Source organism: Pseudomonas sp. MF09150 (assembly GCF_059862355.1).
This window is the reverse complement of record NZ_JCBCUS010000004.1, coordinates 63,896-77,090: the sequence shown is the minus strand read 5'-3', so window position 1 is coordinate 77,090 and position 13,195 is coordinate 63,896. Positions and strand designations below refer to the sequence as shown.

General features: G+C 62.9%; 10 protein-coding genes and 1 pseudogene. 1 reads left to right on the top strand and 10 read right to left on the bottom strand.

Going from position 1 to position 13,195, the window contains the following annotated elements; all coding sequences use genetic code 11:
* The 7 genes from gcvH to arcD (AC19YX_RS16435) form a co-directional block, all read right to left on the bottom strand.
* Positions 1 to 384, bottom strand: coding sequence for a glycine cleavage system protein GcvH (gene gcvH / locus AC19YX_RS16465; protein WP_078471846.1), 384 nt, complete (start codon positions 382 to 384; stop codon positions 1 to 3).
* 312 nt (positions 385 to 696) lie between these two features.
* Positions 697 to 2,205, bottom strand: coding sequence for a transcriptional regulator GcsR (gene gcsR, locus AC19YX_RS16460; RefSeq protein ID WP_020297278.1), 1,509 nt, complete (start codon positions 2,203 to 2,205; stop codon positions 697 to 699).
* 123 nt (positions 2,206 to 2,328) lie between these two features.
* Positions 2,329 to 2,688: a DUF5064 family protein gene (locus AC19YX_RS16455; protein WP_078471845.1), complete on the bottom strand. Its 360-nt coding sequence runs from the start codon at positions 2,686 to 2,688 to the stop codon at positions 2,329 to 2,331.
* Positions 2,689 to 2,761: 73 nt separating this feature from the next.
* Positions 2,762 to 3,691: a carbamate kinase gene (gene arcC / locus AC19YX_RS16450; RefSeq protein WP_078471844.1), complete on the bottom strand. Its 930-nt coding sequence runs from the start codon at positions 3,689 to 3,691 to the stop codon at positions 2,762 to 2,764.
* Between the two features lie 63 nt (positions 3,692 to 3,754).
* Positions 3,755 to 4,765 (bottom strand): ornithine carbamoyltransferase, encoded by a 1,011-nt coding sequence (locus tag AC19YX_RS16445; RefSeq protein WP_078471843.1) that lies wholly within the window; start codon positions 4,763 to 4,765, stop codon positions 3,755 to 3,757.
* Between the two features lie 75 nt (positions 4,766 to 4,840).
* Entirely contained in the window at positions 4,841 to 6,097 is a 1,257-nt protein-coding gene (gene arcA / locus AC19YX_RS16440; RefSeq protein ID WP_020297282.1) for an arginine deiminase, read from the bottom strand.
* A gap of 46 nt (positions 6,098 to 6,143) precedes the next feature.
* Complete coding sequence (arcD, locus tag AC19YX_RS16435; RefSeq protein WP_078471842.1) at positions 6,144 to 7,571, bottom strand: arginine-ornithine antiporter; 1,428 nt, start codon at positions 7,569 to 7,571, stop codon at positions 6,144 to 6,146.
* Between the two features lie 448 nt (positions 7,572 to 8,019).
* Here arcD (AC19YX_RS16435) and arcD (AC19YX_RS16430) point away from each other — a divergent pair, with 448 nt between their 5' ends.
* Positions 8,020 to 9,447, top strand: a complete 1,428-nt coding sequence (gene arcD / locus AC19YX_RS16430; RefSeq protein WP_500606764.1) for an arginine-ornithine antiporter — start codon at positions 8,020 to 8,022, stop codon at positions 9,445 to 9,447.
* A 54-nt stretch (positions 9,448 to 9,501) separates the two neighbouring features.
* On the opposite strand, the gene AC19YX_RS16425 is transcribed toward arcD (AC19YX_RS16430), so the two are convergent.
* The 3 genes and pseudogenes from AC19YX_RS16425 to AC19YX_RS16415 all read right to left on the bottom strand — a co-directional run.
* The gene (locus tag AC19YX_RS16425) at positions 9,502 to 10,851 is read right to left on the bottom strand and encodes a CoA transferase (RefSeq protein WP_500606611.1); all 1,350 of its coding nucleotides are present in this window, start codon (positions 10,849 to 10,851) and stop codon (positions 9,502 to 9,504) included.
* Between the two features lie 119 nt (positions 10,852 to 10,970).
* On the bottom strand, positions 10,971 to 11,726 hold the full coding sequence (locus AC19YX_RS16420) for a methyl-accepting chemotaxis protein (protein WP_443217373.1): 756 nt from the start codon (positions 11,724 to 11,726) through the stop codon (positions 10,971 to 10,973).
* Between the two features lie 102 nt (positions 11,727 to 11,828).
* Positions 11,829 to 12,836: pseudogene (locus tag AC19YX_RS16415) on the bottom strand (methyl-accepting chemotaxis protein); the annotation flags it as partial.
* Between the last annotated feature and the right edge of the window lie 359 nt (positions 12,837 to 13,195).

The following is a 13,195-nucleotide window of genomic DNA, read 5'->3' as shown; positions in this document are numbered from 1 at the left end:
TCAGGCTTCGGCGTTGGCTTTGATCAGGCGGTCGTAGGCGTGCTGGTCCAGCAACTGGCCGACGGCGGCGGCATCGGCGGGAATAAAGCGGAAGAACCAGCCTGCGCCTTGCGGGTCTTCGTTGACCAGCTCCGGGCTGCTGTCCAGGGCCGGATTGGTCTCGACCACTTCCCCGTCCAGTGGCATGTACACGCCGCTGGCGGCTTTTACCGATTCCACGGTGGCGGCTTCGGCGCCTTTGTCGTAGCTCTGCAGCTCCGGCAGTTGCACGAATACCACGTCGCCCAGGGCGTTTTGCGCGAAAGGCGTAATGCCTACGGTGACGCTGCCATCAGCTTCGGTACGCAGCCATTCGTGATCTTCAGTAAAACGCAACTCGCTCATGGAAACTCCTCAGGGGCCAGACTCGTCTGGTGGACGCGATTGAATGCTCTTGCAATGCAGAGCGAATGGCTAAACCCATAGCAAAAACGCGGCCAATGTTTTTTAGTTGTTTAAAATCAATGGCTTGTATGATTTTTCGGAAGAGGGTGTGGGAGCTGCTGTAGCGAAATCGCTACAGCTGGGACGTTTGAAAAAACGCTTTGAGGATCAAAGCCTTGGGCAGCACTGATTGTAGACGCGTGTAGCGAAATCGTTCCGCTGTAGCGCTTTCAGTACAGGTGGAGGTCGTTTTCAGCGGGTTTGCCTGAACGCTCAGGCTTTACCGGGAATGCCGTACTTGCGCAGGCGATGGGCGATGGCAGTGTGGGAAGTCTGCAAGCGGTTGGCCAGTTGTCGGGTCGAGGGGTAATTGAGGTAGAGACCTTCGAGCAGGCTCTTCTCGAACGCTTCGACCGCCTGCTCCAGGCTGCCGACCTCGGAATCGCCCTGGCGCGCCACGGAGGTGCCGGCGATGTCCAGGTCGCCAATGTCCACCAGGTTGCTGTCGCAGATGGCCGCGGCGCGAAAGATCACGTTCTGCAACTGGCGCACGTTGCCCGGCCAGCGGTTGCCCAGCAGGGCCGGGTAGGTGCCGGGGGCCAGGCGGCAGACCGGGCGCTGGATCTGCGCACAGGCCTGCTGCATGAAGTAGCGCGCAAGCAGCAGGATGTCCTGGCCGCGCTCGCGCAGCGGCGGGACTTCGACATTGAGCACGTTCAGGCGATAGAACAGGTCCTCGCGAAAGGTGCCTTCGCTGACCATTTTTTCCAGGTCACGGTGGGTGGCGCTGAGGATCCGCACATTGACCTTGACCTCGCGATCGCCCCCTACCCGACGGAAGCTGCCGTCGTTCAGGAAGCGCAGCAACTTGGCCTGCAGGTAAGGCGACATTTCGCCGATTTCGTCGAGAAACACCGTGCCCTGGTTGGCCAGTTCCATCAGCCCCGGCTTGCCGCCGCGCTGGGCTCCGGTGAACGCGCCGGGGGCGTAACCGAAAAGTTCGCTTTCGGCGAGGTTCTCCGGCAGTGCCGCGCAGTTCAGGGCCAGGAAGGGAGCGCCATGGCGCGCGCTGATGGCATGGCAGGCGCGGGCCACCAGCTCCTTGCCGGTGCCGGTTTCACCCTGGATCAGCAGCGGCGCATCCAGGGCTGCCACGCGTTGGGCGCGGGCCTTGAGGGTGCGGATGGCGGGTGATTCCCCGAGCAGGGCATCAAAACCTTCGGCATGGTCGTGGTGCAGGGCCGACAGGCGCTCGCCGATCCGGTTCGGCTGATACAGGGTCAGCAGCGCGCCGGCGTCGGTGATGGGCGTTGCGTCCAGCAGCAGGGTCTGGCCATTCAAGGTGATTTCCCGCAGGGGCAGGCGAAAGCCTTGTTCCAGGAGGCTGTCGAGCAGCGCCGGGTCGGCGAACAGCTCGGCGACGCTTTCGCCGGCCGGTTCACGGCCATATAAGGCAATCAGCGCCGGGTTGGCCAGCAGCACCTTGCCCGCGCTGTCCAGGGCCAGCACCGGGTCGGTCATGGCCGCCAACAGGGCATCGAGCTGCAAGTGGCGACGCTGGCCGGGGAGGATATCGACCACGGTCACCGCCTGGACCCCACGCACGTTGAACAGCGCATCGCGCAGCTCTTCCAGCACCTGCGGGCTGAGGGTCGGGGCATCGATGTACACGTTGGGTGGAACCATCTCCACCGCATCCAGGTTGAGATTACGCCCGCCGAGCAGGGCCAGGACTTCCTGGGTGATGCCGACGCGGTCGATGAAGCTGACGTGGATACGCATGGGGAGGCTGACGGTTCTGCGAAGCGGAGGGTGGCCAGTATGCCTTGGGGGAGGGCCAAGGTGAAATGCGCGCAGCGTGAACAGGGTGGCGAGGGCAGTGCTTCCCTCACCACGGGGAGGGGGTTACGCCAGGTGTTCGGGTTTCACCGGGTCGCCGGGTTTGACCTCCAGTTGCTTGCGTACGTCTTCGAACATTTCGTCGTAGTACTTGTGCATCGAGCCGATGCTGGCGATCTTGGGCATCCCGTATTGCTGGGCGATGCGGGTGGCATGGCGGGCGAAGTCGAAGGCCAGGTCCTTGGCCAGGAAGAACTGTTCCTTCAGGGGCTTGTCCTCGATGGTGCCATGCAGGGTGAAGAGCATGCCTTTGCCTTCCTTGGGGTCCTGGGTGACCTCGTAGTCGATGCACAGGTTGTAGCTGTAGTCGTCCTTGTTCAGCGCGTGGCGCTCGATATGCAGGTGACCGGGCTCGAACGTGGCCATGGGCGTCTCTCCTTCAAGGCATTGAAGTAGGGGCAGGCACCGGGCCCGCCCCGAAGTTCTTGTGACTGGCGATTTACTGGTAACTGATACCCGGCTTGGCTGTGCTGATGCGGGTACCGGCCTTGCCCTGGACGATCGCCTCGATGTCCGAGAGTGAACCGATCACCGCGACTTTTCCAGTGTTGCGGGCGAACTCGCAGGCGGCCTGGACCTTGGGCCCCATGGAGCCGGCGGCGAAGCCCAGCTTCTCGATTTCATCCGGGTGGGCCTGGGCGATGGCTTTCTGGGTCGGCTTGCCGAAGTCGATAAAGGCTGCGTTGACGTCAGTGGCAATCACCAGCAGATCGCTTTCCAGCTGTTCGGCCAGTAGCGCCGAGCACAGGTCCTTGTCGATCACCGCCTCGATGCCCCGCAGCTTGCCGTCCTCACCGTACATGGTGGGGATCCCGCCGCCGCCGGCACAGATCACGATGCTGCTCTTTTCCAGCAGCCACTTGATCGGGCGGATCTCGAAGATGCGCTTGGGTTTCGGGCTGGCCACCACGCGGCGGAACTTGTCGCCGTCGGGGGCGATGGCCCAGCCTTTTTCGGCGGCGAGTTTCTCCGCCTCGGCTTTGCTGTACACCGGGCCGATGGGCTTGGTCGGGTTCTTGAATGCCGGGTCCTTGGGGTCGACTTCGACCTGGGTCAGCAAGGTGGCGAACGGGACTTCGAAGTCCAGCAGATTGCCCAGTTCCTGTTCGATGATGTAGCCAATCATGCCTTCGGTTTCGGCACCGAGCACATCCAGCGGGTAGGGCGAAACCTGGGTATAGGCCGCTGCCTGCAGCGACAGCAGGCCGACTTGCGGACCATTGCCGTGGGCGATCACCAACTGGTTGCCGGGGTGGATCTTGGCAATCTGTTCGGTGGCGATGCGGATGTTGGCGCGTTGATTGTCCGCGGTCATGGGTTCACCACGGCGGAGCAGGGCGTTACCGCCCAGTGCAACGACGATACGCATAATGCAGTCCTTCTAGAGCTCCCGTGCAGGCATCGGCAGGGCGGCGCCTGCACGGGAGGGGGATTACAGATCGGCCAGGGTCGAAACCAGGATCGCCTTGATGGTGTGCATTCGGTTTTCCGCTTGCTCGAAGGCGATGCAGGCCGGCGATTCGAAGACGTCGTCGGTGACTTCGATGCCATTGGCCAGGTGCGGATACTGCTCGGCGATCTGCTTGCCAACCTTGGTGTCGCTGTTATGGAACGCAGGCAGGCAGTGCATGAACTTGGTCCGTGGGTTGCCGGTGGCCTTCATCAGCTGGGCATTGACCTGGTACGGCAGCAATTGCTCGATGCGCTCGGCCCAGGCTTCCACCGGCTCGCCCATGGAGACCCAGACGTCGGTGTGGATGAAGTCCACGCCCTTGACCGCGGCTTTCGGGTCTTCGGTGAGGGTGATGCGTGCGCCGCTTTCTTCCGCGTATTTTTTGCAGCGCTCGACCAGGTCGTCATGGGGCCACAGGGCCTTGGGCGCGCAGATGCGCACGTCCATGCCAAGCTTGGCGCCCACCAGCAGCAGCGAGTTGCCCATGTTGTTGCGGGCGTCGCCCAGGTAGGCGTAGCTGATCTCGTGGATCGGCTTGTCGGCGTGTTCACGCATGGTCAGCACGTCGGCGATCATTTGCGTCGGGTGGTATTCGTCGGTCAGCCCGTTGAACACGGGTACGCCGGCGAACTTGGCCAGTTCTTCGACGATTTCCTGCTTGAAGCCGCGGTACTCGATGGCGTCGTACATGCGCCCGAGCACGCGGGCGGTGTCCTTCATGCTTTCCTTGTGGCCGATTTGCGACGAGTTCGGATCGATGTAGGTGACGTTCGCGCCCTGGTCATAAGCCGCCACTTCGAAGGCGCAGCGGGTGCGGGTCGAGGTTTTTTCGAAGATCAGCGCAATGTTGTTGCCCTTGAGGTGCTGCTGCTCGGTGCCGGTGTACTTGGCACGCTTGAGGTCGCGGGACAGGTCCAGCAGGTAGCGCAGTTCACGCGGGGTGTGGTGCTCAAGGCTCAGCAGGCTGCGGTTGTGAATGTTAAAAGCCATGATGGATCTCCTTTGGTTTCGGTCGTCCACTTGCCGCGGCTCGGGGTGCGCGCGGCGGCAAGCATGGAAGAAAAATCAGTAGTCGATAGGATCGCGGATGATCGGGCAGGTCATGCAGTGGCCGCCGCCACGGCCACGGCCGAGTTCGCCGGCGCTGATGGTGATCACTTCGACACCGGCCTTGCGCAGCAGGGTGTTGGTGTAGGTGTTGCGGTCGTAACCGATCACCACGCCCGGTTCCAGGGCCACCACGTTGTTGCCGTCATCCCACTGCTCGCGTTCGGCGGCGAAGCTGTTGCCGCCGGTTTCCACCACGCGCAGGGCCTTGAGGTTGAGTGCGGCGGCCACGGTGTCGAGGAAGCTGGTTTTTTCCTGCTGGATATCGATGCCACCCGGCTTGCTTTCATCAGGGCGCAGGGTGAAGGCGACGATCTGGTTCACCACTTCCGGGAAGATGGTCACCAGGTCGCGGTCGCAGAAGCTGAACACGGTGTCCAGGTGCATGGCTGCGCGGGATTTCGGCAGGCCGGCAACGATCACCCGTTCCACGGCCTTGTGCTTGAACAGGTTCAGCGCGAGTTGGCCGATGGCCTGGCGCGAGGAACGCTCGCCCATGCCGATCAGGACCACGCCATTGCCGATCGGCATCACGTCGCCGCCTTCCAGGGTGGCGTTGCCGTGTTCCTGGTCCGGATCGCCGTACCAGACCTGGAAGTCGGCATTGGTGAACTCGGGGTGGAATTTGTAGATGGCGCTGGCCAGCAGGGTTTCCTGGCGTCGCGCCGGCCAGTACATCGGGTTCAGGGTCACGCCACCGTAGATCCAGCAGGTGGTGTCACGGGTGAACTGGGTGTTGGGCAGCGGCGGCAGAATAAAGCTGGAGTGGCCGAGGAAATCGCGGAACATTTCGATGGTCTTGCCGCCGAAGCTGCTCGGCAGGTCATCGGCGGAAACCCCGCCGATCAGGAACTCGGCCACCTTGCGCGGCTCCAGGCTGCGCAGCCAGGAGCTGACTTCATTGACCAGGCCGAGGCCGACCTGGTTGGCGGTGATCTTGCGTTCCAGGATCCAGTCCAGGGCTTCGGGGATGGCGACGATATCGGTCAACAGGTTGTGCATTTCCAGCACGTCGATATCGCGCTCGCGCATTTTGGTGACGAAATCGAAGTGGTCGCGCTTGGCCTGGGCGACCCACAGCACATCGTCAAACAGCAATTCGTCGCAGTTGTTCGGGGTCAGCCGCTGATGGGCCAGGCCTGGGGAGCAAACCATGACTTTGCGCAGTTTGCCGGCTTCGGAATGTACGCCGTACTTAGCTTTTACCGTGGTCATTACAGTGTTCCTCCAGTGACATAACATCCAATGTTACGAGCGGGTCTTACAGAGTCAGGAAGCCGTCGTAGAGTCCGTAGGCCGCCACCAGGGCGCCCAGGACCACCGCGGCGAAAATCAGCTTCTCGACGTTGGTGAAAATCGGTTTGCCCAGTTCCAGCTTGGCCTTGGCGAACAGGATCGCGCCGGGGGCATAGAGCAGGGCGGACAGCAGCAGGTATTTGACGCCGCCGGCATAGAGCAGCCAGATCGCATAGATCAGGGCGATGGCGCCGATGAACAGGTCTTTCTTGCGTTCGGCCAGGGCCTGTTCGTAGCTTTCGCCACGCACCGCCAGCAGTACCGCGTAGGCCGCGGACCACAGGTAGGGCACCAGGATCATCGAGGTCGCGAGGTAGATCAGCGACAGGTAGGTACTGGCCGAAAACAGGGTGATGATCAGGAACAGCTGGACCATGGCATTGGTCAGCCACAGCGCATTGACCGGTACGTGGTTGGCGTTTTCCTTGCGCAGGAACTCCGGCATGGTGTGGTCCTTGGCCGCGGCGAACATGATCTCCGCACACAGCAGCACCCACGACAGCAATGCCCCCAGCAGCGAGATGATCAGGCCGACGCTGATCAGCACCGCGCCCCAGTGGCCGACCACATGCTCCAGCACGGCGGCCATCGACGGGTTCTGCAGCTTGGCCAGTTCCGGTTGGGTCATGATCCCCAGGGACAGCACGTTCACCAGGACCAGGAACAGCAGCACGGTGATAAAGCCGATGACCGTGGCCTTGCCCACGTCCGAGCGTTTTTCCGCCCGCGACGAGAAGATGCTCGCGCCCTCGATGCCGATAAATACCCAGACGGTGACCAGCATCATGTTGCGCACCTGGTTCATCACGCTGCCCAGGTCCGGGTTTTTCACGCCCCAGATGTCAGCGGTGAAGATATCCAGGCGGAAGGCGAAGATCGCGATCAGCACAAACAGCAGCAATGGCACGACTTTGGCGACCGTGGTCACCAGGTTGATGAACGCCGCTTCCTTGATCCCGCGCAGCACCAGAAAGTGCACGGCCCACAGCAGCACCGAGGCGCCGATCACCGCGGCGGGCGTATTGCCCTCGCCAAAGATCGGGAAGAAGTAACCCAGGGTGCTGAACAGCAGCACGAAGTAGCCGACGTTGCCCAGCCAGGCGCTGATCCAGTAGCCCCAGGCCGAGGAAAAACCCATGTAATCGCCGAAACCGGCCTTGGCGTAGGCGTAGACACCGCCGTCCAGGTCCGGCTTGCGATTGGCCAGGGTCTGGAACACAAAAGCCAGGGTCAGCATCCCCACCGCGGTAATGGCCCAACCAATAAGAACTGCACCGACGTCGGCACTGGCGGCCATGTTTTGCGGTAATGAGAAGATCCCGCCGCCAATCATCGAGCCGACTACCAAGGCGACTAGCGCACCTAATCGTAGTTTTCCGGGAGTGTCAGACATTGCATGACTCCAATGCAGGAGAAGAGAGTTGTCAGCGTAGGGCTGATATCATTTTGAATAGCTGACTTAGATCAGTTCATTGCTACATTCCATTGTTTATGAATGACTTAAGGAACATTTCCATATGATCATTGGGCGTCTGGAAAGCGCTTTACAGAGCCTTGAAGCTGCGTGAACAACAAGACTTCTCATCGGCGACGAGGGTTCAAGCTAGTTCGTTTTGCCGAATGTGCAAATCATGTAACGGTATTGAAACAGGTCATAATGATGGCACTTAGTACGTGGGCTCGATAAAAGCGCCGGTTATTCAGCGCGTTCCACGAGTTGTGATGCCATTTATAGAAAAAGCGATGGTTAATTGACTTACTGAGTCATACGTAAATCTGTAGAAGTTATTTAATTGCGTGTAGCGTTGACGCCGGATGGACTCATGAATGCAGAGGTAGGGATGGCACAACCGGCGCAAAAGCTTCGACTCGGTGCGCTTATTGCCCTGGTGGTGGGGTCGATGATCGGCGGCGGGATTTTCTCGTTGCCGCAGAACATGGCGGCGCGTGCCGATGCCGGTGCGATCCTGATCGGCTGGGCGATCACCGCCGTCGGCATGCTGACCCTGGCCTTCGTCTTCCAGACCCTGGCCAATCGCAAGCCGGAGCTGGATTCCGGGGTCTACGCCTATGCCAAGGCCGGGTTTGGCGATTACATGGGCTTCTCTTCGGCCTGGGGCTACTGGATCAGTGCCTGGATGGGCAACGTCGGCTACTTCGTGCTGCTATTCAGCACCCTGGGCTACTTCTTCCCGGTGTTCGGCCAGGGCAACACCCCCGTTGCCATTGGCTGTGCCTCGGTGCTGCTGTGGGCGGTGCACTTTTTGGTGCTGCGCGGGATCAAGGAGGCGGCGTTCATCAATCAACTGACCACCGTGGCCAAGATCCTGCCGATCCTGATGTTTATCGTGATCGCCGCCGTGGCGTTCAAGGCCGACGTGTTCACTCGCGATATCTGGGGCCGCAGCAACCCGAATTTCGGCAGCGTGATGGATCAGGTGCGCAGCATGATGCTGGTCACGGTGTTCGTGTTCATCGGCATCGAGGGCGCCAGTGTCTACTCGGCCAAGGCGCAGAAACGCTCCGATGTCGGTCGGGCCACGGTGATCGGTTTTCTCGGGGTGCTGGCGTTGCTGGTGCTGGTCAACGTGCTGTCCCTGGGGATCATGACTCAGCCGGAACTGGCCCAGTTGCAGAACCCGTCCCTGGCGGCGGTGCTGGAGCATATCGTCGGGCCCTGGGGCGCGTTGCTGATCAGCATCGGCCTGGCGGTCTCGCTGTTGGGCGCGTTGCTGTCCTGGGCCTTGTTGTGCGCGGAGATCCTTTACGCCACCGCCCGCGACCGGACCATGCCGGCCTTCCTGAAAAAGGAAAACGCCAACCACGTTCCGGTCAATGCGCTGTGGCTGACCAACTGCATGATCCAGATTTTCCTGGTGATCACGCTGGTCTCCGCCGGTACCTACACCAGCCTGATCTACCTCGCCTCGTCGATGATCCTGGTGCCGTACCTGTGGTCGGCGGCCTATGCGGTGCTGCTCAGCGGCCGCGGTGAAACCTACGAGCAGGCCTCGGCGCAGCGCATGAAGGACCTGTTCATCGGCGCCATCGCCCTGACCTACGCGGTCTGGCTGCTGTATGCCGGCGGCCTGAAGTACCTGCTGCTGTCGGCGTTGCTCTATGCGCCGGGGGTGGTGCTGTTCGCCCAGGCCAAACGGGAGCAGGGCGAACCGCTGTTTACCCGCTTCGAGAAGCTGATCTTCGCCGCCGTGATCATGGGCGCGGCACTGGCGGCCTACGGCCTGTACAGCGGCCTGCTAAGGCTTTGAATCCTCCCGCCCAGCGCCCTGTGGCGAGGGCCCTGGCTGCCTTTGGGCCGGCCATCACCATTTGGCCCGATGGGACCCCAGTTCACTGGCCGGGAGGGCCCACTGCAACGGCGAGCCGCTGATATGCAACGGCACTTGCAGGCGATGGGCCGGGCCCCAGGGAGTCTGTTCCACCAGCAAGCCCTGGTCCTCGGCTGTTTCCGCGCATAGCGGCTGCTCGCAGGGGCCTGCGCTGTGCTCCAGCAGTAACTGCGCGGTACGGGCCAGGGACAGGCGCGAACTGCTGCCGGCGCCGGTCTGCAGGCGCTGGTCCAGGGCGCGAATCGCCCTGGCGGCCATCAGGTAGCCGGTGGCGTGGTCCAGGGCCTGGACTGGCAGGGGCACGGGCTGGTCGGCGTGCTTCCAGATCATGCCGGCGTCGGCAATCCCGCAGCTCATCTGTACCAGGCTGTCGAAACCCCGGCGGTTCTGCCAGGGGCCGCTCCAGCCGTAGGCGTTCAGACAGACATCGATCAGCCCCGGGGCCAGGGCCTGGCGTTGCGCCACGCCATAACCGAGGCGTTCCAGGGCGTCGGCGCGGTAACCGTGGAGCAGGATATCGGCCTCCCCGAGCAGGCTTTCGAAGGTGCTGCGGTCGGCCGGGTCATGCAGATCCAGGCGTGCGCAACGCTTGCCCAGGGTGACCTCCGGGACCACCCCGGGCTCATTCCAGAGCGGCGGGTCGATACGCAGCACATCGGCCCCCAGCCCGGCGAGAAAGCGGCTGGCGATCGGCCCGGCCAGCACCCGGGTCAGGTCCAATACCTTGATCCCGGCCAGCGGCTGGGCCGGGCTTCCCGACCAGGTTCCGAGCGCGGTCGGCGGATTTTCAATCACCGCCACCAAGGGCTCGGCCTGTACCGCCTGCCCCTGGGGATGGGCCTGCCATTGCGCCCAGCTGCGCATCTGCGCCGCACAACCGCCAGCGTCGACCACCGCCTGTTCCAGTTCGGTTTTGCCCCACTGCGCCACCTTGGCCGCCATGGCGCTGCGCTCGCTGACCCGGCCCAGCACCTGTTCGGCAGCCGCCCGGTGATGGTGCGCATTGGTGTGCAGGCGGATCCAGCCGTCCTGGGTCGGGTAATCTCCGGCAACCGGGTCCCACAGCGGTGGCATGTTCCAGCCGATCGGGCGCAGTGACGTGGCGAACCAGAACGACGCCAGGCGTCGGTCGACCCGCAGCGCCGGCAGGCGCCCGGTCTGCCGATGTAGCAACTCGGCCACGGCCTGGCCGGCGCTGGCGATACTGGCGCTGGCCAGATCGGTCACGGCAAAGGCCGAGGGCAGGGCCCCGGTTTCGCTGAAGTCGATGGACGACTGGGAGAGCCCCAGCGCAGCTTGAATGGACGTGAGAATGTCGGTCATGGCAGGCCCTCCAGAGCAGGAGGGGCATTGCACCCCGAAACCGCTGCGGCTGTCGAGAACCCGCTGGCAGAGCCGGCGGTTCCCTCATGACCAACAGCGGTCGGTAGTGCCTGGGACGGTTACACCCGGAACTGATCCATCAATTTCATCTGGTGTGTCGCCAGCGCGTTCAACTGGCTGCTGACCTTCGCCGACTCAGTGGCCTGCTCGGTCAGGGTTTCGGTCACGCTGCGAATCGCCGAGACATTGCGGTTGACCTCTTCGGCCACGGCGCTTTGCTGTTCGGCGGCGCTGGCGATCTGCAGGTTCATGTCGCTGATGACCGTCACCGCATCGCTGATCTTGCCCAGGGCCTGCACGGCCTGCTGGATCTGGCCGGCGTTGTTGTGGGCCTGGGTCTGGCTCGAGTGCATGGTCGCCACCACGCCACGGGTGCCGTTCTGGATGCGTTCGATCACCTGGCGGATTTCTTCCACCGAGTCCTGGGTGCGTTTGGCCAGGTTGCGCACCTCGTCGGCGACCACCGCGAACCCGCGTCCGCTTTCCCCGGCGCGGGCGGCTTCGATGGCGGCGTTGAGGGCCAGCAGGTTGGTCTGCTCGGCAATGCTGCGGATCACCTCCAGCACCGAGCCGATCTGTTCGCTGTTGACCGCCAGGGCTTCGACCTCGGTCACCGCCTTGCTCACTTCCTCGGCCAGGGTGCTGATATCACGGGTGCTGCGCTCGATGATGGTCATGCCTTCCCGGGCCGACTGGTCGGCGCCGCGTGCCGCGTTGGCTGCGTTGGAAGCGCTGTTGGCAACGTCATGGGCGGTGGCGCTCATTTCGTTGGAGGCGGTGGCCACCTGGTCGATTTCACGGAACTGCACCTGCATGCCTTCGCTGGTCTGGCGGGCGATGGCCGAAGACTGATCGGCGGTGCCACGGGCGTCGGTGATGCTCTGCTTGATCTGGGCAATGGTCGGCTGCAGCTTGTCGAGGAAACGGTTGAACCAGTTCACCAGTTCGCCCAACTCGTCCTGTTTGCTGTAGTGCAGGCGTTGGGTCAGGTCACCGTCGCCGCTGGCAATGGCCTTGAGCATCTGCGCCACGCTGTTGATCGGCCGGGTCACGCCCGAGGCGCTGAGCCAGATCAGCAACAGGCCCAGCAGGCCGGCGCCGGTGGCCACCAGCAAGGCCTTGAGGGTACCGCTGGCCTGGGCGTCATCGAGCACGGCCTGGAGCTTTATCGAGTCGGCCAGCAGCACCTGCTGTGGCAAGTCGATGGCCACGCCCCAGGGCTTGGCGTCGGCAATCGGGCTCACCGGGTACACGCTGCGGATCAGGTCGCCCTGTTGCAGGGTTTGCGGGCTGTTGCCGTTTAGCAGTTGGAGCACGTCCTTGCCGTCGGCGCCGAGGGTGTCGCCGATGTTCTTGCCGACTTTGCTCGCGTCCGAGCTGTAGGCGGCCAGGACCCCGCTGCCGGAGACGATCAGCATATGCCCGGCACCGTTGAACAGTTCACGCTGGGCGTCAGCGGCAGCGGCTTGCAGGGAGTCCAGGGCGATGTCGACGCCGATCACCCCCAGCACCTTGCCGTCGATGATCAACGGCAGGGAAATGGTGGTCATCAGCATCAACTTGCCGCCGACGGTATCGGCGTAGGGGTCCAGCAGGCAGGTGCGCTTGCCGTCGCGTGGGCAGGTGTACCAGCTGTTGTAGGGCGTACCGCTGAGGCTGAGGGTGGTTTTGCTCAGGTCTTCGTTGGTCATCACCGTGTTCAGCCCGGTGCCGCCGGCGCGGCTCCAGTAGCTGGCGAAGCGCCCGTGCTCGTTGGAGCCCCGGGCCAGGTCATTGGCGAACTCGCTGTCCTTGCCGTCGAGGGCGTCGGGCTCGAAGGCCAGCCAGATGCCCAGCACCTTGGCATTGCGCTCGAATGCGGTCTTCAGGCTCTGGTTCAGTTCTTCACGCAGCGCCGAGGCTTCGAGGGCGCGTTTGCCGGCCATGGCCCGCAGATCCTTGACCTGGTCGGCCAGGGCGGTCACTGCCAGCAGGCTGTCGCCGAAACTCCGTTGCAGCCTGACCGCCTGTTCGCCCGCTCTGGATTGCAACAGGTTCTGCACGCTGCCCGTGAGCATCCGGGTGCTGGAGGTGCTGACCAACTGGTTGTTCTGGTTGGTCTGGTAGAGGTTCATGCCAACGATCAACCCGACCACGCCCAGCAGGCACAGTCCGGACAACAGCACGATTTTCAGGCGGATGGAGAGAGAGTCGAGCATGGGGCGATCTCGCGAAGGGACAGGTGATGAGCCTTGAGTCGGATGACTCATGGCGCCAAGTCCATTCAGCGCTATGCCCGGAACAT